Raw genomic sequence first — 24801 nt, 5'->3', positions numbered from 1 at the left:
CCGCCGCCCTCAGGTCCCGATCCCCCGGATCGCGACCGTGACGTCGTGCCCGGGCGGCAGCTCCCAGCGGCCGCGGACCCAGCGGACCGGGGCGCCGTCGGGCAGGTGCGCCACGGCGCGCCCGTGCTCCGGCTCGCCCCACAGCGTCGCGACGTACGGGACCTCGTCGTCGGGGGCGGACCCGAGCCCCCGGGCGACGTGGTGGGCGGGGTGGGTGACCACGATCGCCCCGCGCCGCACCCAGACCGGGACGCGGTCCAGCGGGGCGTCGACCGTCACCGTCGACCCGCCGCCGGAGACGACCTCCGCGCCCGACCACGCCTCGATCCAGCGGCCGCGGGGGAGCGGGACGCTCCGCTCCACGCCCCCCTCGTCGACGACGGGGGCGACCACGAGCGACGGGCCGTAGGCGAAGGCGTCGGGCACGCCCCACAGCGCGTCGTCGGACGGGTCCAGCAGGCTCAGCGGCCGGACGATCGGCACGCCCGTCCGGGCCGCCGTGCGCGCGGCGGCCCGGACGTAGGGGACGAGCATCTCGTGCAGCAGCACCGCCCCGCGGAACAGCGCGAGCGTCTCGTGCCCGTAGGTCCACGGCTCCTGCTCCAGTCGCGCGTGGGCCTGCATGAGCGGCGTGAAGCACCCCAGCTGCGCCCACCGGACGAGCAGCTCGCCGGTCGCCCGCTTGACGCCGGCGTCGCCCAGGTAGCCGCCGACGTCGTGCGACCAGTTCGAGATCCCGGAGTGGGCCGCCGAGACCGTCGCCGCCAGGAGCACCCGCAGCGACCAGAAGTCCGACGCCTGGTCGCCGCCCCAGAGCATCCCCGTGGCCTGCTGTCCGGTCCAGCCGGAACGGCCGAAGAGGACGCCGTCGCCGGGGTGGGTGTTCTGGAGCGCCCGGCGCATCGACCGGCGGTAGTCGTCGCCCCAGCGCCACGCGCGCGTCGCGCCGGTGGAGCCGTCGGCGAAGCGGACGTCCTCGGGCAGGTAGTACCCCTCGCCGTCGTCGGCCTTGATGCCGCGGACGCCCAGGGCCAGGGCCTCCTCCGCCTGGGCCCGCCACCACGCCTCGCCCGGCCCGGTGAAGTCGATCGGGGAACCCCGGCCCATCCACCACTGCGCCAGGTAGGGGACGTCCGCGTCGGGCAGGCCCTGCAGCTCGTCGTCGCCGGCGCGCCGCATCGTGCCGCGGATCTCGCGGGCGTGGTCCCGGGCCTCGGCCGCGGGCGGCCGCAGGAACGCCCGGGCCCGCGCGCCCTCGGCGTACGTCTCGGCCGGTCGGCGGTGCATGCGGATCGACGCGGGGTCCGACGGCGACTGGCCGCCGGCGGAGTCGACGTTGACCCACGGCGTCACCCAGACGACGGTGCGCACCCCGTCGTCGAGCAGCCGGCGGACCATGCCGGCGAAGTCCGGGAACTGGTGGGGGTTCGGGCGCCAGGTGTTGTAGTTCGTCTCCCACGGCGAGTCGAGGACGACGGCGTCGACCGGGATGTCGTGCCACCGGCAGCCGTGGACGTCCTCCATCACCTCGTCCTGGTGCTGGTGGATGTCGCGGGACTTCCAGAACCCGTAGCCCCAGGCCGGCAGGAGCGCCGGGCGTCCGGTCGCGCGGGCGAAGGCGCGCAGGCGGGTCGTCGGCCGCGGGTGCAGGTGCAGCCGCAGCCGCAGCGGCCCGGCGACGGTCCGCACGCTGGGGGAGACCCGGCCGCCGTCGAGGTCGAACCGGGTGCCGTTGCCGGCCGTGTCCAGCCACGCGGCCCAGCCGGCGTCGGTCTGCAGGAACGGCACGGGGGCGTAGTCGCCCTGCGGGATCCCGCCGCGCGCGGCCAGCGCGGGTGCGCACCCGGGACCGAGGTAGCGGCGGTCCGCGCCGAGCTGGATGTCCCGCCCGGCGTGGTCGACGGAGGGGTGGTGCCGGGCGCCGAGACCCGCCAGGCGCGGCCGGTCGACGGTCCAGCGGACCCCCGTGCGCAGGTGTGGCCCGGGGCCGTCGTCCTCCGCGGCGGCGCCGCGCACACGGCGGACGGCCCGTGCGGGGGCCGGGGGGCGCGGCGGCGCGTCCGAGGTCAGGTCGACGTGGACGACGTCGGGTTCCGGGAGGGCGACGCGGAGCGTCCCGGTCCGGCCCGACGCGAACGTCAGGGCGAACGTCGCCGTGGTCGTCGTCCGCTCGGACCGCGCCGGTGGCACGGCGCCCGGATCGTCGTCCGCCGGCCCCGGACCGTCGGGTGCACCGGGCACCGGCCGCGCCCGCACGATCCGGTCCTCGGGCTCGCGGTGTTCCCGCGGGACGACGCCCTCCGTCACGCGCACGAAGCGGTCGTCGACCGTGCCGTCGCACGCCCACGGCTCCAGGCCGGCCACGACCGTCCGGCCGTCGCGCAGCACGTCGACGCGCAGCGGGGCCAGGCCGACGAGCACGGAGACGCGTCCGCGGCCCAGGACGACCGGCAGCGCGGGGGCGGTGGGCGCAGCGGTGCTCACGGGAGCATGCTGGGCCACCCCTCCGCGGTCCCGGTGAACGTCCCGTGAAGCACGACCCATCCGGCGAACCGCCTGCAACCGGGCGGGTTCTGCGCCCGCACGGGAGATCCGTCCGTCTTCACTCCATCGTCACCGGTCGGACACGCCGCCGTCACTCGACCCGGCCCGCCGGGGCGGAGCCTAGGGCGCATGAGCCCCAGCCCAGGCAGCGTTCCGAACGTCCCGCCGGCCCTCTCCCGGTGCGACCTCCACGTCCACTCCACCGCGTCGGAGTTCTCCAAGCTCGGCGTCCAGCGCTCGGTGGGCATGCCCGAGTGCGCCACGCCGCCGGAGGAGGTCTACGAGCTGGCCAAGCGCCGCGGGATGGACTTCGTGACGATCACCGACCACGACACGATCGCCGGTGCCCTGCAGATCGCCGACCGCCCCGACGTCTTCGTCGGCGAGGAGCTGACGGTCTGGTTCCGCGGCGAGCCGCAGGCCGTGCACGTCCTCTGCCTCGGCATCACCCAGGACGACCACGACTGGCTCCAGGCGCACAACCACGACGTCGTGCGCTGCGCCGAGTACCTGCACCAGAACGAGATCACCACCGCGCTGGCGCACCCCTTCTACTCCGTCGAGGCGCCGCTGACCGCGCGCCACCGCCGGCAGCTCGCGGAGCTCTTCCCGATCTGGGAGGTCCGCAACGGCTCCCGCGCCCGGGAGCTCAACGCGCCGGCCGCGACGTTCATCGACGTGCGCGGCGGGATCGGCATCGGCGGCACCGACGACCACGCCGGCGTCGACATCGGCCGCACGTTCACGGAGACGCCGCTGGCCTACACGCCCGAGGAGTACCTCGCGCACATCCGCGCCGGTCGTGCCGTCGCGAAGGGCACGCAGGGCAGCGCGGCCAAGTGGACCCACGCCGCCATGGGCATCGCGATCCGCTCGCTCGGCGTGGACCCCCGCGGCGAGGCGCCCGATGCGCCGATCGAGCGCCCGCGCCCCGAGGCGATCGCCACGATGGTCTCGTCGCTCATGACCGAGGGCGACGTGCGGCGCGGCTCGGAGGACCAGGAGATCACGCCCGACGACGCGCGGATGCTCCTGCGCGCCTGGCTCGACGCGGTCGGCCTGCGCGACCTGACCGCCCGCCAGCTGCTGGCGATGTTCCAGGAGGACGACTTCGACCACCGCGACCTCTTCCGCCGGGCGCGCACCGCCCACGAGGGCAAGCTGGCCGAGACGGTCGAGGCCGTGGTCGCCGCGGCCGAGCGGGTCGGAGCGGGGGAGGAGCCCGACCTGACCGCGATCGGCGGGCAGCTCCTCGACGCGCTCCTGCCGGCGCTGCCCTACGCGCCCGCCGCCGCGTTCCTGGGCCGCGAGCGCCGCAAGCTCAAGACCCGCCTGGACGGCGAGCTGCCGCGGGTCGCGCTCGTCGCCGACGGCATCGGCGGCATGCACGGCGTCACGCACACCATCGACACCCTCCGCCGCATCGGCGTGCCCGGCTACGAGGTCGAGGTCATCGGCACCGACGTCCGCGTCGACCGGCGCCTGCCCGCCGTCGCGGACGTCGACATCCCGTTCTACGCGGGCCTCCAGGTCGGCATCCCGGGCGTCCCCGCCCTGGTCGAGCAGATCGCGGAGGGCCGCTACGACGTGGTCCACCTCTGCTCGCCCGGACCGGCGGGGATCGTCGCCGGCGCGCTGGCGAAGATGCTCGACATCCCGGTGCTGGCCAGCTACCACACCGAGCTGGGCAGCTACACCGGCCTGCGCTCCGCCGACCCGCGGCTGCAGACCTACGCCGACCTCGTCCTGGCGGTCTTCTACGGCCAGGCCGACGTCGTCGTCACCCCGAGCCCGCAGAGCGACGAGGCCGTCCGGCAGCTCGGCGTCGCGGCGGACGCGGTCGGCCGCTGGGACCGGGGCGTCGACGTCGAGCGCTTCCGCCCGACCCGCCGCTCCGACGAGACCGCCGTGCGCGTCCTGGGGGCGGCCCCGAACGAGACGACCCGCGTGAACGTCCTCTACGCGGGGCGGCAGAGCGCCGAGAAGGGCGTCGACCTGCTCTGCGACACGTTCCTCCGCGCCCGGGCCCGCGACCCGCGGCTGCACATGGTGCTCGCCGGCGGCGGGCCCGAGGAGCACGTCCTGCGCGAGCGGCTCGGCGAGCACGCGACGTTCCTCGGCTGGCTCTCGGGCGACGACCTCGCCGACGCCTACGCCAACGCGGACGTCTTCCTCTTCGCCAGCCGCACGGACACGTTCGGCCAGGTCCTGCTCGAGGCGCAGGCCTCCGGGCTGCCGATCGTCGCCGTCGGCGAGGGCGGTCCGCTGTCGATCGTCGAGGACGGGGTCTCCGGGCTGCTGCGCCCCGCCGACGCGGGCGCGCTCTCCGACGCCCTGGTCGCCGTGGCCGGCCGGCCCGGCCTGCGCCGGCGCCTGGCGCTCGGGGGCCTGATGCGCGTCCAGGACCGCACGTGGGAGGCCGCGATGGGTCGTCTGGCCGACGGCTACGCCCGGGCGCTGGCGGCGGGGACGCTGCGCGCGGCGCGGCGCGAGGCGGAGGCCTCGGCCGCCCGCGAGCTGGTCCGCCCGAAGACGGGGCAGAAGCGCGTCGCCTGAGCGGGAGCGTCGCCCGGGCGGGAGCGTCGCTGGGCGGGACCCGGCCGCCTGCGGCTGCGCGGGAACGCGTGGCCGTCGCCCGGAACGCTGCGGGGCGGTCGTCCGTCCCGCGCCCTACCGCCTCTTGAGCCCGATGCCCTCGAGGTGGTGGGCGACGGTCTCGCAGGCGTCGATCGCGTTCTCGAAGGCGCCGTAGATGTCCTTCCAGCGGATCACGAAGAGCGGGTCGACGCCCTCCTCGAACAGCGAGGCGATCGCGTCGCGGCTGATGCGGTCGCCGTCGTTCTCCAGCCGGTTGATCTCGACGAGGGCGGGCCCCATGTCCTCGCCGTCGCAGAGCGCCTCGAGCGCCAGGGCCACCTGGCGGGCCGCCAGGACGAGGATGTCGACCAGCTGCAGCGCCTGGTCCGTGGGTGCCTCGACGCGGTACACGGCGAGCATGTCGCCGGCCGCCTCGGCGTCGTCGACGACGTCGTCGAGGGCCGTCGCGAGGCGGAACCCGTCCTCGACGTCGAACGGGCAGCGCAGGCGCGAGCGGTCGGCGCCGTTGAGGCGATGGATCAGGTCGTGGGCGATCCGGTCGCCCTCGTGCTCGGCCGCTACGAGGTCCTCGAGCAGGGCCGTCCCCTCCGGGTACGTGTGCACCAGGTCGCGCAGCAGGCGCGTCGACGTCTCGATCGTCCCGGCGAAGTCGAGCAGCAGCTCGGAGATCGCGGGGTCGAAGGTCTGTGCTCGTGGACCGGCGGGCATCCCGGGCCACGCTAGCGGCGGACGCCGTCCGTTTCGGGGTTGAGGACGAGTGTTCACATCCCGTTCACGGACCGTTCACGGGATGGTGACCGGGAGCACGGTGCCCGCGTCGGACACTGCACGCGATGAGCACGGAGACCCGAGCGGTGGACGCGGGAAGCCCAGGCGACGGCGGCCCGATCCGCGTCGCCCAGGTCGAGATCCGGCCGTCGGAGGGCCTGGCGCTCGTCGCCGGCCGCGCGGTCAGCCTGTCCGTCCGCGAGCTCGAGCTGCTGTCCGCGCTCGCCCTGCGCTCCGGCCACGTCGTGGCGCGGGACGAGCTGTTCTCGAACGTCTGGGGCGGTCCGCTGCGTTCCGGCGACCGCTCGATCGACGTCTACGTCCACAAGGTCCGGCAGAAGCTCGAGGCCGCCGCGCCGGGCTGGAGCTTCATCCACACGCACATCGGCTTCGGCTACCGGTTCGCCCCGGAGCCGATGGCCTGATGCGCTCATCCGCCGGCGGCCCGACGGGCCGCCGTGTGCCCTCCGTCACGCCGCTGCGACTCCCCGTCGCACGCGTGAACGACTTCTTCACACCCGTTTCACATCACGACCACGGCCGAGTAACAGGATGTGCAGCGAGCGCTGCCAGCCTCCTCGGCGTCACGTTCTGAGCAATCAAGGAGACCACGTGCGCACTCGTACGTTCGCCGCGTTCGGCGCTTCCGCCGTCCTCGCCCTCGGAGTCACCGCTTGCGGTTCCGACGACAACACCGACAGCACCACGGCCGCCTCCGGCGCCGCCACGTCCACGGCCGCGGAGAGCACACCCTCCTTCACCGGTTCGATCAACGCCGGCGGCTCGACGTTCGCCAAGCCCGTCTATGACACCTGGGGCGCGAACCTCAAGGCCCAGGGCCTGAGCTTCAACTACGCCGGCACGGGCTCCGGCGCCGGCATCGCCGGCGTCACCGACGGCACGCTCGACTTCGGCGGCTCCGACTCCGCCACGGACGACGACGAGCTGAAGGCCGCCGAGAAGAAGAACGGCGACGTCCTGAACATCCCGATGTTCTTCGGCGCCGTCACGGCCTCGTACAACGTCGAGGGCGTGAAGACCGGTCTGAAGCTCGACGGCGAGACGCTCGCCAACATCTTCCTGGGCGACGTCACGACCTGGAACGACAAGCAGATCGCCGACCAGAACCCCGGCGTCACGCTCCCGTCCTCCAAGATCACCGTCGTCCACCGCTCGGACGAGTCCGGCACGACGAAGGCGTTCCTGTCGTACCTCGGCGCGTACTCCAAGAAGTGGGAGGACGGCCCGGGCGTCGACAAGTCGGTCAAGTGGCCGACGGGCACCGGTGCCAAGGGCAACGACGGCGTCGCCGCCGCCATCAAGCAGACGCCGAACTCCATCGGCTACGTCGAGCAGGCCTACGCGCTGAACAACGACTTCACGTACGCCTCGCTGAAGAACAAGGCCGGCAACTACGTCGACCCGACGCTCGAGTCCGTCTCGGCCGCCGGTGACAGCGTCGAGGTCCCCGCCGACCTGCGCTTCGCGATCGGCAACGCCGAGGGCGACCAGACCTACCCCGACGCGTCCGCCACCTTCGTGGTCGTCGCGAAGGACCTCTGCAAGGCCGGCAAGACCGAGGCCGTCGCGAAGGACATCAAGGGCTTCCTCACCTACGGCCTCGCGGCCGGGCAGGACGAGGCCAAGAAGCTCGCCTACGCCCCGCTCCCCGACAGCGTGAAGACGAAGGCCCAGGCCGCCGTCGACTCGCTCGAGTGCAACGGCGCGCCGATCGCCGCCACCCGCTGATCACCCCGCGGGCCCTCGGGTCCGCGGAACCGGTCCGGACCGCCCTGCCCCCTCGGGGGCACGGCGGTCCGGATCAGCAGTTGCAGTGACGCCCCGCTCACGCCCGCAGAAGACCACCAGCCGCCGCCATGGAATCCAGCACCGTCAAAGCACCGACCGACGCAGGGGCCCGTCTTCGCGACCACCTCGCGCGGACCAAGACGGGCAGCTGGCTCGATCCATGGGTCAAGGGCGCGCTGACCGCCCTGGCCGGGCTGATCTTCGTCCTGCTCGCGTACTTCCTGATCAAGCTCTTCGTCGAGGCCCGCCCGGTCTTCGCCGCCTACGGGGTCCTCGACTTCGTCTTCAAGGTCGACTGGCTGCCGTCGCAGGACACCTACGGCGCAGGCGCACTGGTCGCCGGCACCGTCATCACCTCGATCGTCGCCCTGATCATCGGCGTGCCGGTCGCCGTGGCCACCGCGCTCTTCGTCACCGAGCTGGCGCCGGTCAAGCTCCGCGGCCTGATCTCGGGCACGCTCGAGCTGCTGGCCGCCGTCCCGTCCGTCGTCTACGGCCTCTGGGGCTTCCTCTTCCTCGCGCCCAAGATCAAGGGCATCGAGCAGTGGTTCGCCGACACCTTCTCGTTCATCCCGTTCATCGGGGGCGAGGTCTCGGCCGCCAACTACTTCATCACCGGGCTGATCCTCGCGATCATGATCATCCCGATCGTCTCCGCCATCTCCCGCGAGGTCATGGCCACCGTGCCGGCCGACCAGAAGGAGGCCGCGCTGGCCCTCGGCGCCACGCGCTGGGAGATGATCCGCTCGACCGTCCTGCCGTACTCGCGCGCCGGCATCGTCGGCGGCTCCATGCTCGGCCTGGGCCGCGCGCTCGGCGAGACCATCGCCGTCGCGATCCTCATCGGTGGCGCCACGTCCGGCGTCGGCGACTCGCTCTTCTCGCAGGGCTCGACGCTCGCCTCGGTCATCGCGCTGGAGTTCCAGGAGGCGACGGCGAGCCCCGAGCACCGCGCCGCGCTGATCGGCGCCGGCCTGCTGCTCTTCGCCGTGACCCTCGTCATCAACGCGGTCGCCCGCGGCTACATCTCCCGCGCCGAGTCGCGTCTGGTGCGCGCCGAGAAGGACGCGAAGAAGGCCGCCGCGGCCTCCGCGGCCGGCGAGGCGCCGAAGGGCCCGTCCCTGATGTCGCGCGTCCCCCGCCCGCACCTGCCGGAGCTCGTCACGTCGCTCAGCGGCCGCAAGCGGGTCGACTCGATCGCCCGCGGCTCCGTCGGCTTCCTGACCGGCGTCGCGCTGCTGCCGCTCGTCGCGCTGCTCGCCTTCCTCGTCATCCGCGGCGGCGGCGCCATCTCCTGGGACTTCTTCACGACGGACCCGACCGGCGCGGCCGGCGCGGTGAGCAACGCCAACCGGTTCCTCGGCGGCGACGCCGCGGCCTCGACCGCCGGCCAGGACCTCGGCGGCATCCGCTCCGCCATCGTCGGCTCGCTCGAGGTCGTCGGCCTCGCCGCGGTCGTCGTGGTGCCGATCGGCATCGCCGTCGCGGTCTACCTCGTGGAGTACGGCCAGGGCACCTGGTTCGGCGGCTTCGTCCGCTACCTCGTCGACGTGATGACCGGCGTCCCGTCCGTCGTCTTCGGCCTCTTCGTCTACATCTCGCTCGTCGTCTCGCAGGTCGGCGGCGTGCCGTTCGCCGGCTGGAAGGCGTCCGTCGCCCTCGGCCTGCTGATGCTGCCGATCGTCATCAACTCGTCGCTGCCGGTCCTCCGCCTGGTGCCGTCGGCGCTGCGCGAGGCCGCGCTCGCCCTCGGCGTGCCGCGCTGGAAGGTCATCCTCCGGATCGTCCTCCCGACCGCGCTGCCGGGCCTCGTCACCGGCGCGCTGCTGGCCATCGCCCGCGCCGCCGGCGAGACCGCCCCGATCATCTTCACCGCCGGGGTGGCCACCGCCCTGGTCGGCGACCCCAACGGGCCGCTGAACACCCTTCCCGCCCAGATCTACGCCGACGTCACCGCCTCGTCGTCGGCGCAGCACGACCGCGCCTGGGGGGCTGCACTGACGCTCGTCGTGCTGATCCTCCTCCTCAGCCTCGTCGCCCGACTCGCCCAGCGCAGGAGCCGCATCTCATGAGCACCGATCCCCAGACCCCGACGCGCGACACGTCGATCGCCGACGGCGTGGAGACCCCCTTGCAGACGCCCGCCTCGATCGCCGCCGACCCCGCCACGAAGGCCGCCAGGCCGGCCGTGACCGGCACCGGCCACGAGGTCACGCTGAAGAACGTCAAGTCGTTCTACGGCGACAACATGGCCGTCAAGGGCGTGGACCTCGAGTACCGCGCCAACCAGGTCACCGCCATGATCGGGCCGTCGGGCTGCGGCAAGTCGACGCTCCTGCGCTCGATCAACCGCATGCACGAGGAGATCCCCGGCGCCCGCGTCGAGGGCGAGATCCTGCTCGACGGCGTCGACATCAACGCCACGGGCACCGACGTCGTCGCGATCCGCCGCATGATCGGCATGGTCTTCCAGCGGCCCAACCCGTTCCCGACGATGTCGATCCGCGAGAACGTCGCGGCCGGCCTGAAGTTCAACAAGGTCAAGGACGTCGACCACGACGAGCGCGTCGAGTGGGCGCTGCGCGGCGCCGGTCTGTGGGACGAGGTCAAGGACCGCCTGAACGCCCCGGGCGTCGGCCTCTCCGGTGGGCAGCAGCAGCGGCTCTGCATCGCGCGCACGATCGCGATCAAGCCCGACGTGATCCTGATGGACGAGCCCTGCTCGGCGCTGGACCCGATCGCGACGCTGAAGGTCGAGGAGCTGATCCAGGAGCTCAAGCAGGAGTTCACGATCGTCCTCGTCACGCACAACATGCAGCAGGCCGCCCGCGTCGGCGACCGCACCGCGTTCATGTACCTCGGGGACCTCGTCGAGGTCGACGAGACGTCGAAGATCTTCACGAACCCCTCCGACACGCGCACGGAGGAGTACGTCTCCGGGAAGTTCTCGTAGACGATTCGGTCGACCCCGTACGGGTACGGTCCTCATCGTGACGACGCGCAGCCAGTACCGGGAGGAGCTCCGGAACCTCGAGCAGGCGACGCTCGGGGCGCTGGACCTCATCGTCCGGCAGGTCGAGCGCGTCACGGAGGCGCTCGAGCAGCAGGACGTGGAGCTGGGCACGTTCGTGATGGCGGACGACGACCGCGTCGACGGCCGCTACCTCGACGTGAACCAGGGCGTGCTGTCGCTCTTCGCGCTGCAGGCGCCCGTGGCGGGGGACCTGCGGCTCGTGGCCTCGCTGCTGCACGTTGCCAAGCACTTCGAGCGCATGGGCGACCAGTGCGTGAACATCGCCAAGCTGATCCCGCTGACGGGCAACGACCCGCCGCGGCGGGCCGAGGTGCTGACGCCGATCCTCCGGATGGGCGCGCTGGCCCGCGACGAGGTCGTTCAGTGCCGGCAGGCGCTCGAGCTGCGCGACGTCGACCTGGCGCTCGACATCGTCCGGCGCGACCAGGAGCTCAACGAGCTCAACCGCGAGGTCTTCCGCCTGGCGATCGAGCTGGGCGACGACATCGACACCCGCGAGTGGCTGATGACGATGACCATGGTCGCCCGGGCCTTCGAGCGCATCGGCGACAACGCCGTCGACATCGGCGAGCAGGTCGCGTTCGTGGTCGAGGGGCTCTACCCCGAGTTCGGCGACCGGGCGGCCCGCCTGGCACGCCGGCGTCCGGTCGGCCCGGCGGTCCCGCCGGCGGGCGGCGACCCGGCTCCCGACGACGGGGCCGGCGAGCCGACCTGACCCCGGGGCGGGGCGCGCGGTGGCGGCTGCCGGGTGCGGTCCCCCGGGCGACGGCCTCCTGGGTCCGAGCCACGGCTCCCTGGGCCCGCGCGACGCCCTCCCGGGTCCGGTCGGGCGACCGCTCCGGCGCGTGGCGGGGTCGGCGGCCCGGCCCGGGGGCCGGACGTCCTGCAGGGGAGCGGTTTTCGCGGAACGGCGGGCAGCGTACGCGGGGGGTGTCGGTTGTGAAGAGGTTGTGTCCGGGCCGGGAAACCCGTCGCGGGCGTCCGACCGCGCTCTACACTCCCTCGGGATGCAGGAGCACCAGTCCGCCCCAGCAACGACGGTCGCCGACGGTCCGGCCTCGGGCTCGACCGTCTCGCGGACCCTCCGCGTCGCGGTGATCGACACCGACAGCGGCTTCCTCCACGTCCTCGGCAAGCGCTTCGAGCGCGCCGGGTGGCAGCAGCGCACGCTCGCCAGCCCCGTGCCGGTCGAGGACCTCGTCGCCATGCGGCTCGCGGCCCTCGTGGTCGACGTCGCGATCCTCGGGCCCCAGGCCTGGGAGTACCTCGAGAAGGTCGCGACCCGCATGCCGGGCCTCGGCATCATCGTCTGCACCGGGCAGTCCAGCGTCGCCCAGCGCGTCCGTGGCCTGCGCCTGGGCGCCGACGACTGGGTGTCCAAGCCCTGCCACCCCGACGAGCTGATGGCCCGCATCGAGGCCGTCGCCCGCCGACGCCGCCGGGTCGAGCCGCAGCAGGAGCAGCGCCCGCGCCTGACCGGCGAGCTCGAGATCCGCGGCGACCAGTTCCAGGCCTTCGCGGCCGGCGTCTCCGCCGAGCTGACCAAGCGCGAGTTCGAGCTCATCGACCTCCTGGCCGCCGCCGAGGGCCGCGTCCTGGAGCGCGAGGAGATCTACCAGCGCGTCTGGGGCTACGCCATGGCCCGCGGCGACCGCTCCGTCGACGTCTTCGTCCGCAAGCTGCGCCAGAAGCTCGACAAGGCCTCGCCGGGCTGGCGCTACATCCACACCCACTTCGGCGTCGGCTACCGGTTCGCCCCCGAGCCCGTCGGCGACCTCGTCGCCGAGCCCGAGCGCCCGGCCGGTCGCGTCCGCACGCCGGAGGAGCTGCTCGCCGAGGACCGCGCCAGCGCCCTCCGTGGCGACGCGCTCGAAGCCGCGTTCGCCGAGCGCGTCTGACGGCGACCCCCACGGCCCGGTCGTCGCAGACGCCCAGGCCTGTCGCAGCGCCCGGAGTTCCGCCACGCCGGTGTCGCGGCACCGCGGCGTCGGGTGACCCCGGCGGAGTAGGCTGACCACGTGACCACGGACCGCGTCCGCGCCCTCCTCATCGTCGTCGCCCTCGCGGCGATCGTCTACGCGGTGCCGTCGGGGCAGAACAGCGCCAACGCCGTCGGTGCGGCGTTCAGCGCGCTCATCCTCGCCGCGCTGGTCCTCTTCGGGGCCCGGATCTACCGCGAGCACCGCGGACGCCTCGAGGAGCTGGGCGACGCCCACCGCCTGCTCTTCTTCGCCGGTCTCGGCTCGTTCGTCGTCGCGATGGCCGCCCGGCCGTCCCTGACCGACACGGGCCCGGGCACGGTCCTCTTCATCGTTCTGCTGCTGATGCCCGTCGTGATGCTCTACGCGGTCTACCAGCGCTGGCGCGACGTCTTCTAGGCGGGAGGGCCTCGGTACGGCCGAGGAGTGGCGGACGGCGGGGTGAGGCCGCAGGGCGGCCGGCCTCGTGTTCCGGATTCGTGATGCGGGACCGCACCAATCCGGTAACGCGGGGCCAGGCGGGGTCCCGTGGTCGCCGCGTTCCGGATTCGTGACGCAGGAGTGCGCGATTCTGGTAACGCGCCGTCGGACGGGCTGCGGCCACCATCGTGTTCCGGATTCGTGATGCAGGAGTGCACGATCCCGGTAACGCGTGGTCGGTCGGCCGGCTTCTGGCACCCCGTTCCGGACCGGTGCCCTGGGTCGCGGCTGGTCCGGTGATGTGAGAGGCCGGAGTACCCGCCTTTCCGACGGACCCCGGAGAACGGTCCCGCCGGTCGAGGAGAAACGCCGCGCCCGCGACACGATCCTGGCGCGATCGGACGGTGGTTCCGACACGGGCGCCCGGGACAGGCTGCGGACATGTCGCCGCCCCCGCTCGTGCCGCCGTCGCCGCTGCCGCTCCCCGGGGGCGAGGCAGGGCAGGGGAGCGTCGAGTTCGTCGCCCTCCTGCCGATCCTCGCGCTCGTCGTCCTCGCGCTGTTGCAGGCCACGCTGGCGGGCTTCGCGGCCTGGTCGGCCGGGACGGCCGCCCGTGCCGGCGCCCGCGCCGCGGCGGTCGGCCGGGACCCGGGCGCAGCCGTACGGCGGGCGGCGCCGATCGGCGGCGCCGGGGCGACCGTCCGTCGCGACGGCGACACCCTGCACGTCCGCCTGCCCGTGCCGTCGATCCTCCCCGTCTCCTTCGGGACCGTCGGCGCCGTCGCCCACCTGGAGGCCCAGCGATGAGCCGCGACCGGTCGACGTCGCCGCAGCGCGAGCGTTCCGTGGACGCCCCGCATCCTGCGATGCCCGGGGACGCGTCGGGGTCGCCCCGGGCGCGGTCCTGGAGGACCGACGTGGGCAGGCGTCCGTCGAGACCGTCGCCCTGGCTCCGATCGTCGGACTCGTGGTCGTCGCCCTGGCGGTGGCGCTGAGCGCCCACCGGGCCGGCGAGGCCGCCGGTCTCGCCGCGCACGCCGCAGGGTTGGCGGTGATGCAGGGCCGCGATCCCGAGGACGCGGCCCGCGAAGCGATCCCCGACGTGGGGAAGGAGCGCCTGCGCGTGTCCGTCGACGGGCCTCGGATCGTCGTCCGGGTGCGTGCCGAAGGTCCGCGGGGCCTCGTGTCGGGCTTCGACGCGGAGCGCCGGGCCGTCGCCCGACGCGGCGAGGGTCGCTGATGCCGTCCCTCCGCGCCCTCGTCCTGCGGCCCGAGCCGGTCGACGACACGGGCCTCGCCCCGGGCGACCGGCCCGGTCCGGCGTCGACCGAGCACCCCGGCCCCGGCCTGGGCGACCGGCCCGGTCCGGCCTCGACCGCACACGCGGCCCCCGTTCCGGACGACCAGAGCCGGCCGGACGCCGCGGAGGGGCGGGACCGCATCGCCGGCCCCGGCGCCGAGACCCCCGACCCGACCGACGAGGACGGTCGCACGCACCGGCCGGGGCAGGGCCTCCGTCGACGGCTCCGGGGCGGGGCGGGCGGCGCGGCCGGCGATGAGGGCCGGCCTCGCGACGTCAGGGCGGGCAGGACGGTCCGTCGTCCCGGCGGCCGCTCCGTCGATCGCCCCGAGGAGCATCCGCGGGGCCTCGCGGTCGTCCTGGCCCCTGCCGACCGTGCCCTCGTGGCCGGGGCGGCGGTCGCGGCGGCGGCTGCGCGGTCGCGGCGGTCGGCCGCGCCCGTCCTCGCGCTGTGGGACCCGCGGGGAGGCTGGCCGTCCGCGGAGGGCACCACGAGCACGGCCGGTGCCCGACGGACGGCCGTGCACGCGGCGAGCTGCGGGGTCGAGGCCGTCGCGGTCGGACGGACGGTGCGGGTCGAGCTGCCCGCGGACGACGTGCAGGCCGTCGCCGCGGCGGAGCGCCTGGAGAGGGCCGACGGCCTCGGGCCGGTGGTGCTCGTGATCGCCGGGCCCTGGGGCGCACCGTTCCTGGCGCCGATCGAGCGGGCGGGCCTCGTCCACGCGGACGGCGGACCGGCGGCCCTGGCGGCGTGCGGGCGGACCCTCTGCCGGCACGGCGTCGAGGTCGCCCGGGTGCCGGTCCCGACCGGCCCGGTGGCCCGGGTGCTGCTGCGGGCGGGATGGGTCGGTCGGTCGCAGGTCCGGGTCCGGGCGGCCGAGGACGCGGGGCAGTCGCTGCCGATGATCCTCGGGGCCCTGCTGCTGGCGCTCGTCCTGGCCGGGGTCCTCGGGGCGGTGGCCTCGGCGATGGGCGGGCGCGAGGACCGGCAGCGGGCCGTCGACCTGGCGGCGCTGGCGGCCGCGGACCGCATGCGCACCGACTGGCCCTCGAGGGCCGGTTCCCCGCCGACCATCGGCGTCGACCGCTACCGCGACCGGGCGATCGAGGCCGCGCGGCGCGCCGCCACCTCCAACGGGCTCTCGGGCGTCCGGGTGACCTTCCCGGATCCCGTCGCGGACGAGGCGGGGCCGCTGACCGTCCGGGTCCGGGCCCCGGGCAGCACCGCGGTCGCGGGCGTGGACCTCGGCACGTCCGTCGAGGCCACGGCGGAGCTCTCGCCGCCGGCGCTTCCCGTCGACGTGACGTCCGGCGACGAGTACGACGGACCGCTCTCACGGCGACAGGGCAAGCCGATGCGCCCCGACGTCGCGCTGGCCTTCGACCGGATGAACGCGGCGGCGACCGCCGCCGGGCACCCGCTCTCGGTGACCAGCGGCTTCCGCTCCAACGCCGAGCAGGCGCGGCTCTTCGCGGCGCATCCCGACCCGAAGTGGGTCGCGCGGCCCGGGACGAGCCTGCACCGCCTGGGCACCGAGCTCGACCTGGGGCCGAACGGCGCCTACGGGTGGCTCGCCGCCAACGCGATGCGCTTCGGGTTCAAGAAGCGCTACAGCTGGGAGCCCTGGCACTTCGGGTTCGTCCGCGAGACCGGCTCGAGCCACGTGGCCGAGCAGGGACGCAACCCGAAGGCGCCCGCGAGCTCCGGGGCGCTGCCGGCGTGGACGCCCGCCCGGTTCCGGCCGACGATCCTGGCGGCCAGCATCCGCTTCAAGGTCTCGGCGGCCCTGTTGGCGGCGCAGCTGAAGCAGGAGTCCGGGTTCGATCCCGGCGCCCGCTCCCCGGCCGGCGCACAGGGCATCGCGCAGTTCATGCCCGGGACGGCCCGGGCGATGGGGCTGCGCGACCCGTTCGATCCGGAGCAGGCGATCCCGGCGCAGGCCAGGCTCATGTCGCTCCTGCTGCGGCGGTTCGGGTCGGTGCAGCTGGCCCTTGCGGCCTACAACGCGGGGGAGGGCAACGTGGCGCCGTGCGGCTGCGTGCCCCCGTTCCCTGAGACCCGGCACTACGTCGCGACGATCGTGGCGCTGATGAAGGGCTACGACCCCGCCGGGGGCCTGGCCGACGTCCTGTCGATCAGGCTCGTGCGTTGAGCGGGCGCCCGACCGCACCGCCGCGGCCGGTCTCGCCGGCCGACGGCCCGTTCGCCACTGAGGACCGGGGTCGTCCGCGACCCCCGCGTATCCTGGAGAGGATGGCTCCCCTCTCCTCGGACGCGGGTCGCAAGGAGCGGCTCACGACCCAACGCCGGGCGCTGCCCGACGGCCCCGGGGTCTACCTCTTCCGGGATCGCGGCGGCACCGTGATCTACGTCGGCAAGGCCAAGTCGATCCGCAAGCGGGTCGCCAACCACTTCAACAACTCCGTCACGCGCGGCGCCGTCGAGATGGTCGACGTCATCGACGACATCGAGTTCGTCCTCGTCTCGAGCGAGACGGAGGCGCTGCTCGTCGAGAACGGCTTCATCAAGCAGTACCAGCCGCAGTTCAACATCCGGCTGCGCGACGACAAGTCGTACCCCTACATCTGCGTCACGCTGCGCGAGGACTACCCGCGGGTCTACCCGACCCGCGAGAAGCACCGCCCGGGCAACCGCTACTTCGGTCCGTACTCCAACGCCAAGCGCGTGCGCAACACGCTCGAGCTGCTCGGGCGGCTGTTCCAGTACCGCACCTGCCGGGGCGCGGAGCCCGGTCGCCGGTCGGGCTCGCCGTGCCTCGATTACCACATCGAACGGTGCACGGCCCCCTGCGTCGACTACGTCAGCAAGGCGGAGTACCGCGACCAGATCGACGGCGTGATGGCCTTCCTGGCGGGCCGCTACCGGGAGATCGAGTCCGGGATCGAGACGCGGATGAAGGAGGCCGCCGCCGACCAGGACTACGAGCGCGCCGCCCGCGAGCGCGACCGGCTGCAGTCCGTCCGGTCGCTGCTCGAGCGCCAGCGGGTGACCAGCGACAGCATCGGCTCGCTGGATGCGATCGCCGTGACGGTCGAGGGCGACGACGCCAACGCGCAGGTCTTCCAGGTCCGCGACGGCTCCCTCGTCGACCGGCAGTCGTTCTACCTGACCGGCGTGGCGGGGGAGGCCCTCGCGGCCCGGGCCGAGGCCGCGGCGGTCGGGACCACCGCGGCCACGATCGCCCCGGGCGCCACGGTGCCGGGGACCACCGCGCACCTCGAGGCCGCCGGGGCCACCGGGGCCGTCGCGGCGCCGGACGCCCCCGAGCCGGACGACGCGACCTCCGGCGCGGACGCCCGCGCCGGATCCGCGTCCGCCGACCCGCCGGAGGACCCGACCGCCGTCGACCCGGGGGACGACGAGGACGTCGTGCCCTTCGATCCCGCCGAGCCCGGGGGCTTCGGGGCGCGCCTCGCCGCCGACGACGCGGTGGTCGCGGAGGTGCTCGAGCAGTTCCTGCTGCGCTACTACGCCGGGGCCGTCGTGCCGCCGGTGGTGCTCGTGCCGGACGCCGTGCGCGACCACGCGCCGCTGGCCGCGGCGCTGGCCGACGTCCGGGGCAAGCGCGTCGAGGTCACGACCCCGCAGCGCGGCGATCGGCGTCGGATCCTCGACATGGCCACGCGCAACGCCGAGCTGGCCCTCGGGCAGGAGCGGCTGCGGGCCGAGCGCAGCCGCGAGCAGCGCTCCGGCGCGCTCTCCGACCTGCAGGCGTCGCTCGGGCTCGAGCGGCTGCCGATGCGGGTCGAGTGCTACGACATCTCGCACACCATGGGCACCGAGACCGTCGCGTCGATGGTGGTGCTCGAGGGCGGCATGCCGTCCAAGGCGCACTACCGGCGGTTCATCATCCGCGACCTCGAGGAGGGCACTCCCGACGACTTCAAGTCGATGAACGAGGTGCTGCGCCGGCGGATGGCCCAGTGGACCCGCCAGCAGGAGAAGGGGATGAACGAGCCCAACCGGGACGCGTCCTTCGCCGCGCTGCCCGACCTCATCGTCATCGACGGGGGCAAGGGCCAGCTGTCCTCCGGCATCGGCGCGCTCGAGACGTTCGTCGAGCGCGGCGTCGCCGTCGTGTCCCTGGCCAAGCGGATCGAGGAGGTCTTCGTGCCCGGGAAGGGCGTCCCGATCGTCCTGGGCCACGACACGCCGGGGCTGCAGATGCTCCAGCGCGCCCGCGACGAGGCGCACCGGTTCGCGATCACCCACCACCGGGGCCGACGCGACAAGAAGCTCACGACCTCGGTGCTCGACGACCTGCCCGGCGTCGGTCCGGCCCGGCGCAAGGCGCTGATCCAGCACTTCGGCTCGCCGGACGCCGTCGTCGCCGCCAGCCGCGACGAGCTCGAGGCCACGCCCGGCCTGCCGGGCAAGCTCGCACGCGAGATCTACGTCCAGCTGCACCGCGGCGGCTCCTGACGGGCCGCCCCGCGGGCGGGGGCGGGTCGGCGGTCCCCGCCGACCGTCCGGGAGGCCGGTGCGTGGCTCCGCGCCGGGGGCCCGCTCCTATAGCCTCAGCCCTCTTCCCAGGTCTCCCGGCGCACAGGGCGCCTCGGGGGGCCTGCGTCGTTTCTCGCATCGCACCCTCGACTGGACCAGAAGGACGGCTTCATGACCGTACGCGTCGGCATCAACGGCTTCGGCCGCATCGGCCGCAACGTCTTCCGCGCCGCCAAGGCCTCGGGCGCAGACATCGAGTTCGTGGCGGTCAACGACCTCACGGACCCGAAGACGCTCGCCCACCTCGTCAAGTACGACTCCCTGCTCGGGCCCTACAAGGGCACGGTCGAGGCGACCGACGACGGCATGATCGTCGACGGCCAGGAGATCAAGATCTTCGCCGAGCGCGAGCCCGGCGACATCGACTGGGCGTCCGTCGGCGCGCAGGTCGTCATCGAGTCCACCGGCTTCTTCACGGACGCCGAGAAGGCCAAGGCCCACCTCGGCGGCGACGTGTCGAAGGTCATCATCTCCGCCCCGGCGAAGAACGAGGACATCACGCTCGTGCTGGGCGTCAACGACGACCAGTACGACAAGGACCAGCACCACATCATCTCCAACGCGTCGTGCACGACGAACTGCCTCGCGCCGTTCGCCAAGGCGATCAACGACGCCGTCGGCATCGAGCACGGCCTGATGACGACGATCCACGCGTACACGGGCGACCAGCGCCTGCTCGACGCCCCGCACAGCGACCTCCGCCGTGCCCGCGCCGCCGCCGTCAACCTGATCCCGGCGTCCACCGGTGCCGCCAAGGCCGTCGGTCTGGTGCTCCCCGAGCTCAAGGGCAAGCTCTCCGGCTTCGCCGTCCGCGCCCCCGTGCCGACGGGTTCGGTCGTCGACCTGACGATCCGCACCGCCAAGGACACGACGGTCGAGGAGATCAACGCCGCCGTCAAGGCCGCCGCCGACGGCCCGATGAAGGGCATCCTCGCCTACACCGAGGACCCGATCGTCTCCACCGACATCACGCAGGACCCGCACAGCTCGATCTTCGACTCGCTGCTGACGGTCGCCATGGAGGGCCGGATGGTCAAGGTCGTCTCCTGGTACGACAACGAGTGGGGCTACAGCAACCGCGTCGTCGACCTCGTCGGCCGCGTCCTCTAGCCGACCGCCGACCCGACGGGTCCCGCCCCGACCGACCGTCGTCCCCGGGGCGCCGGCCCGGTCGGGGCGGTGCTGTCCCGCATCCGCCCGCCGTCCACGGCGGACGGCGCCCGCGTCGGCCCGCCGGCGCACCCGCACCACCGCGCATCCCACGAGAAACGACCCGCACGCACCCATGACGCCCGACGCCGCGACCTCGCCCATCCGCACCCTCGAGGGCCTGGACGTGAGCGGCAAGCGCGTCTTCGTCCGGGTCGACTTCAACGTCCCGCTGGCCTCCGAGCCGCCCGCGGACAGCAACGCCCCCGACGAGCAGATCGCCGACGACACGCGCATCCGCGCGGCCGTCCCGACGATCGAGAAGCTCCTCGCCGACGGAGCCGCGCTCGTCCTCGCCGCCCACCTCGGCCGACCGAAGGGCGTCGACCCCAAGCTCTCGCTCGCGCCCGTCGCCGCCCGCCTGCAGCAGCTGCTCGGCGAGCGCGTGACGCTCGCCCCGTCGGTCGTCGGCGACGAGGTCACCGCGGCCGCGCAGGCGCTCGAGCCCGGCGTCGAGGGCCGCCGCGTCCTGATGCTCGAGAACGTCCGCTACGAGGACGGCGAGACGAACAACGACGAGGGCTTGGCCAAGGCCTACGCCGCGCTCTCCGACGGCGTCTTCGTCAACGACGCGTTCGGCGCCGCGCACCGCGCGCACGCCTCCACCGAGGGCGTCGCCCACCAGGTGCAGCAGTCCGCCGCCGGCCTGCTCCTGCAGGGAGAGGTCGAGACGCTCGAGGGCATCCTGGAGAACCCCGGCCGGCCGCTCGTCGCGATCGTCGGCGGTGCCAAGGTGACCGACAAGATCGGCGTCATCGACGCGTTCCTGGACCGCGCCGACACCGTGCTGATCGGCGGCGCCATGGCGTTCCCGTTCTTCAAGGCGCAGGGCCACGACGTCGGTTCGTCGCTGTGCGAGGAGGCCGGCGTCGAGCCCGCCGCCCGCGCGCTGCGCGACGCCGAGAAGAAGGGCTGCCGCCTGCTGCTCCCGAGCGACCTCTCGCTCGGCCGCGAGTTCTCCGCCGACACCGAGCAGCAGGACCTCGACGGCGTCGACACGCCCGACGGCTGGATGGGCCTGGACATCGGTCCGAAGACCGCGCAGGCGTACCGCGAGGAGATCCTCGCCGCGGGCTCCGTCTTCTGGAACGGCCCGATGGGCGCGTTCGAGCTGGCGCCGTTCGAGCCCGGCACCCGCACCGTCGCCGAGGCCGTCGCCGAGACGACGGCCACCACCGTGGTCGGCGGTGGCGACTCCGCCGCGGCCCTCCAGCAGTTCGGCCTGGGCGACCAGGTCACCCACCTCTCGACGGGCGGCGGCGCGTCGCTCGAGCTGATCGAGGGCAAGACGCTCCCGGGCGTCGAGGTCCTCCGCGGCTGAGCCGCCGCGCCCGTCCCGGCCGCCGCCGGGACGACCACCCTCCCCGTTCGCGTCGCACGGGGACGGGGAAGAGGCGGCCCATCGGGTCGCCGGCCGCGTCCTCCGGGCCGGCCACCAGACGCGCCGCACCACCGCCCCGCACCACCGAACCACCGAGGTCCTCGATGTCCCGCACCCCGTTCGTCGCCGGCAACTGGAAGATGCACAAGACGATCGCCGAGGCCGAGGAGTTCATCACCGGCCTGCTGCCGCTGGCCGGCGCCGTCGACGACGTGCAGATCGGGGTCTGCGTCCCGTTCACGGCGATCCAGGCCGTCGTCGACTCCACGCGCGGCTCGTCCATCGAGGTCTACGCGCAGAACGTGCACCACGAGCCCAGCGGGGCCTACACGGGCGAGATCTCCCTGGCGATGCTCGACGAGCTCGAGGTCCACGGCGTCGTCGTCGGGCACTCCGAGCGTCGCCAGTACTTCAACGAGACCGACGAGGCCCTGCGGGCGAAGGTCCCCGCGATCCTCGCCGCCGGCCTGACCCCGATCCTCTGCTGCGGCGAGACGGACGAGCAGCGCGAGGGGGACGAGACCGAGGCGGTCCTGCGGACGCAGGTCGTCGAGGGCCTCGCCGACGTCGCCGACGAGGACCTCGCGAAGGTCACGATCGCCTACGAGCCGATCTGGGCGATCGGGACCGGCAAGGTCGCCACGCCCGAGCAGGCCCAGGAGACGTGCAGGTACGTCCGCTCGCTCGTCGCCGAGCGCTCCGCCGAGGCCGCCGAGGCCATCCGCATCCAGTACGGCGGCTCCGTCAAGCCCGGCAACGCCGCCGAGCTGCTCGCCCTCCCGGACGTCGACGGCGCGCTCGTCGGCGGCGCCGCGCTGGACCCCGAGTCCTTCGCCGGCATCGTCGAGGGCGCCCGGGCATGACGAGCGCGCCGTCGGTCGCCCTCGTCATCCTCGACGGCTTCGGGCTGGCGCCCGACGGCCCCGGGAACGCGGTCTCGCTCGCGTCGACGCCGACGTTCGACGGCCTGTGGGAGCGCTTCCCGCACGCGCAGCTGATCGCCTGCGGTCCGGCGGTCGGCCTGCCGGAGGGCCAGATGGGCAACTCCGAGGTCGGCCACATGAACCTCGGCGCCGGCGCCGTCGTCAAGCAGGACCTCATGCGGATCGACGAGGCGGCGAAGGACGGGTCGATCGCCAGGACGGAGGCGATCCACCGCGCGCTGACCGGTCCGGACGGCGGGCAGGACGGCCGTCGCGTCCACCTGATCGGCCTGGTCTCCGACGGCGGCGTGCACTCCTCGATGGAGCACCTGCACGCGCTGATCGGGGCGGGTGTCGAGCAGGGCGTCTCCGATCTGGTGATCCACGCGTTCACCGACGGGCGCGACACGTCGCCGAAGGGCGCCGAGAGGTTCCTGCAGACCGTCCAGGACTGGGCCGACGAGGCCTCGACGGACGACACGACCGTCCGCATCGGCACCGTGATCGGCCGCTACTTCGCGATGGACCGCGACCAGCGGTGGGACCGGGTCCAGCAGGCCTACGACCTGCTCGTCCACGGCACCGCCTTCCACCACGCCGACACCGCCGTGCAGGCCGTGCGGGACGCCTACGACCGCGACGAGACCGACGAGTTCGTCGCCGCGACCTCCGTCGGCGACGAGGCGACGATCCGCCCCGGCGACGCGGTGATCGTCACGAACTTCCGTCCCGACCGCGTCCGCGAGATCACCCGCGCGCTGGCCGAGCCGGGCTTCGACGAGGTCGACCGCGGACAGGTCGAGGGGCACCCCGACGGCGAGCCGGTCGTCGCCGTCGAGGACTACGTCTGCATGACGACCTACAAGGCCGACTGGCCCTACGCCGTCGCGTTCCCGCCCCGGCTGCCCGAGGTGACCCTCGCGGACGTGATCGAGGCCGCCGGCGCGGCGCAGGTCCACGTCGCCGAGACCGAGAAGTACCCGCACGTCACGTACTTCTTCAACGGCGGGATCGAGGACGAGCACCGGCAGGAGTACCGCGACGTCGTCCCGAGCCCGCGCGACGTCGCCACCTACGACGAGAAGCCGCAGATGTCCGCCCGCGAGGCGGCCGACGCGTTCATCCGCCTGTGGGGCGAGAACGAGCCGCGGTTCGGGATCATCAACTTCGCCAACCCGGACATGGTCGGCCACACCGGGTCGATCCCCGCGGCGGTGGAGGCCATCGAGTTCGTCGACGGGTGCCTCGCGGACGTGGTGCGGACGGTCACCGACACCGGCGGCGTCCTGCTGGTCACGGCCGACCACGGCAACGCGGACCACATGCTGGAGCCCGACGGCTCGCCGAACACGGCGCACTCGCTGAACCCGGTGCCGTTCGTCGTGACCCGCGAGGGTCTGACGCTGCGCGAGGAGGGCATCCTCGCCGACGTGGCGCCGACGGTCCTGGACCTCCTCGGCATCGACCAGCCCGCCGCGATGACGGGCGAGTCGATGATCCGCAGGGCCTGAGGCGCACGGGGACACGGCGGATCTCGCCACCCGCGGCGGTCGGCAGTGCGGGTGCACGGCTCTCCCACCGCGGGCAACGACCTGCTCGGTCCCCGTCCACCTCGGATCCCTACGGGGCGTGTGGCTACCGGTCGGCGCGGAGCGGCGCGATCAGCCGCGCCACCTGCGCCAGGCGGGCGCCCTGCGCCTTGCCGGCCTCGACGTACTCGTCGGGCAGCGGGGTGTCGGTGGCCCCGCCGCTGGCGTAGCCCGTGCCGTACGGGTTGCCGCCGGCCGCGTACGGGTTCGCGCTCGTGTAGCCCGAGGGGACGATGATCGCGCCCCAGTGGGCGTAGACGTTGTTCAGGGTCAGCAGCGTCGACTCGTTGCCGCCGTGCGCGTTGGAGGCCGAGACGAACGCCGTCGCCGCCTTGTTGGCCAGCAGGCCCTGCTGCCACTGCGGGCCGAGCCCGTCGATGACCTGCTTGAGCTGCGCGCTCGGCGTGCCGTAGCGCGTCGGCGTGCCCAGGGCGTAGCCCTCGGACCAGACGAAGTCGTCGGGGGTGACGTCGGGGACGTCGGCGACGGCCTCGAGGTGCGCCTTCCACGCGGGGTTGGACTCCACCGCCTCGGCGGGGGCCAGCTCGGGCGCGCGACGCAGGCGCACCTCGGCTCCGGTGGACTCGGCGCCGGCCGCGACGGCCTGGGCGATCTGATGGACGTTGCCGGTCGACGAGTAGTAGGCGACCAGGATCTTCGTGCTCACGATGACCTCCGTGACGGGGGTGGAACATGACGCGTACCCGTGTCCACTGGTCCGA

The 24801-nt window shown here is 73.9% G+C and carries 19 protein-coding genes; 16 read left to right on the top strand and 3 right to left on the bottom strand.

The genetic code is table 11. The features are described 5' to 3' along the window. Positions 1-9: 9 nt before the first annotated feature. Positions 10-2484 (bottom strand): TIM-barrel domain-containing protein, encoded by a 2475-nt coding sequence (locus Q7T67_RS14065; RefSeq protein ID WP_304790707.1) that lies wholly within the window; start codon positions 2482-2484, stop codon positions 10-12. A 189-nt stretch (positions 2485-2673) separates the two neighbouring features. On the opposite strand from Q7T67_RS14065, the gene Q7T67_RS14060 reads away from it, so the two are divergent. Further along, positions 2674-5100, top strand: a complete 2427-nt coding sequence (locus tag Q7T67_RS14060; protein ID WP_304790704.1) for a glycosyltransferase — start codon at positions 2674-2676, stop codon at positions 5098-5100. Between the two features lie 114 nt (positions 5101-5214). Here Q7T67_RS14060 and Q7T67_RS14055 read toward each other — a convergent pair whose 3' ends face one another. After that, a complete protein-coding gene (locus tag Q7T67_RS14055; RefSeq protein ID WP_304790701.1) occupies positions 5215-5850 on the bottom strand; it encodes a DUF47 domain-containing protein in 636 nt (211 codons plus the stop codon). A gap of 125 nt (positions 5851-5975) precedes the next feature. On the opposite strand from Q7T67_RS14055, the gene Q7T67_RS14050 reads away from it, so the two are divergent. From Q7T67_RS14050 to gpmI, 15 genes are all read left to right on the top strand, one after another. After that, positions 5976-6335, top strand: coding sequence for a winged helix-turn-helix domain-containing protein (locus Q7T67_RS14050; RefSeq protein WP_304790698.1), 360 nt, complete (start codon positions 5976-5978; stop codon positions 6333-6335). A gap of 187 nt (positions 6336-6522) precedes the next feature. Next, positions 6523-7659, top strand: a complete 1137-nt coding sequence (gene pstS / locus Q7T67_RS14045; protein ID WP_304790696.1) for a phosphate ABC transporter substrate-binding protein PstS — start codon at positions 6523-6525, stop codon at positions 7657-7659. Between the two features lie 128 nt (positions 7660-7787). Next, a complete protein-coding gene (pstC, locus tag Q7T67_RS14040; RefSeq protein ID WP_304790693.1) occupies positions 7788-9791 on the top strand; it encodes a phosphate ABC transporter permease subunit PstC in 2004 nt (667 codons plus the stop codon). Next, positions 9788-10672, top strand: coding sequence for a phosphate ABC transporter ATP-binding protein PstB (pstB, locus tag Q7T67_RS14035; protein ID WP_304790690.1), 885 nt, complete (start codon positions 9788-9790; stop codon positions 10670-10672). Before pstC ends, pstB begins: the two co-directional genes overlap by 4 nt. 37 nt (positions 10673-10709) lie before the next feature. Beyond that, positions 10710-11468 (top strand): phosphate signaling complex protein PhoU, encoded by a 759-nt coding sequence (phoU, locus tag Q7T67_RS14030; RefSeq protein WP_304790687.1) that lies wholly within the window; start codon positions 10710-10712, stop codon positions 11466-11468. Between the two features lie 292 nt (positions 11469-11760). Then, positions 11761-12651, top strand: coding sequence for a response regulator transcription factor (locus tag Q7T67_RS14025; protein WP_304790684.1), 891 nt, complete (start codon positions 11761-11763; stop codon positions 12649-12651). 120 nt (positions 12652-12771) lie between these two features. Next, positions 12772-13131, top strand: coding sequence for a hypothetical protein (locus Q7T67_RS14020; RefSeq protein ID WP_304790681.1), 360 nt, complete (start codon positions 12772-12774; stop codon positions 13129-13131). 462 nt (positions 13132-13593) lie between these two features. After that, complete coding sequence (locus tag Q7T67_RS14015; RefSeq protein ID WP_304790678.1) at positions 13594-13959, top strand: TadE/TadG family type IV pilus assembly protein; 366 nt, start codon at positions 13594-13596, stop codon at positions 13957-13959. A gap of 160 nt (positions 13960-14119) precedes the next feature. Beyond that, a complete protein-coding gene (locus tag Q7T67_RS14010) occupies positions 14120-14392 on the top strand; it encodes a hypothetical protein (RefSeq protein WP_304790675.1) in 273 nt (90 codons plus the stop codon). Then, positions 14392-16605 carry a lytic transglycosylase domain-containing protein gene (locus Q7T67_RS14005; RefSeq protein WP_304790673.1) on the top strand — a complete coding sequence of 738 codons (2214 nt, stop codon included), beginning with the start codon at positions 14392-14394 and terminating at the stop codon, positions 16603-16605. The genes Q7T67_RS14010 and Q7T67_RS14005 overlap by 1 nt, the downstream gene beginning before the upstream one ends. 101 nt (positions 16606-16706) lie before the next feature. Beyond that, positions 16707-18896 (top strand): excinuclease ABC subunit UvrC, encoded by a 2190-nt coding sequence (gene uvrC / locus Q7T67_RS14000; RefSeq protein WP_304790670.1) that lies wholly within the window; start codon positions 16707-16709, stop codon positions 18894-18896. Positions 18897-19088: 192 nt separating this feature from the next. Further along, positions 19089-20087, top strand: a complete 999-nt coding sequence (gene gap / locus Q7T67_RS13995; protein WP_304790667.1) for a type I glyceraldehyde-3-phosphate dehydrogenase — start codon at positions 19089-19091, stop codon at positions 20085-20087. Positions 20088-20262: 175 nt separating this feature from the next. Then, complete coding sequence (pgk, locus tag Q7T67_RS13990; protein WP_304790665.1) at positions 20263-21507, top strand: phosphoglycerate kinase; 1245 nt, start codon at positions 20263-20265, stop codon at positions 21505-21507. A 164-nt stretch (positions 21508-21671) separates the two neighbouring features. Beyond that, a complete protein-coding gene (gene tpiA, locus Q7T67_RS13985; RefSeq protein ID WP_304790663.1) occupies positions 21672-22430 on the top strand; it encodes a triose-phosphate isomerase in 759 nt (252 codons plus the stop codon). Continuing rightward, a complete protein-coding gene (gene gpmI / locus Q7T67_RS13980; protein WP_304790660.1) occupies positions 22427-24001 on the top strand; it encodes a 2,3-bisphosphoglycerate-independent phosphoglycerate mutase in 1575 nt (524 codons plus the stop codon). The genes tpiA and gpmI overlap by 4 nt, the downstream gene beginning before the upstream one ends. 124 nt (positions 24002-24125) lie before the next feature. On the opposite strand, the gene wrbA is transcribed toward gpmI, so the two are convergent. After that, positions 24126-24746: an NAD(P)H:quinone oxidoreductase gene (gene wrbA / locus Q7T67_RS13975; protein ID WP_304790657.1), complete on the bottom strand. Its 621-nt coding sequence runs from the start codon at positions 24744-24746 to the stop codon at positions 24126-24128. Between the last annotated feature and the right edge of the window lie 55 nt (positions 24747-24801).

The organism is Patulibacter sp., from assembly GCF_030655195.1.
GTDB lineage: Bacteria > Actinomycetota > Thermoleophilia > Solirubrobacterales > Solirubrobacteraceae > Patulibacter.
This window is presented reverse-complemented; position numbering and strand designations above follow the sequence as displayed.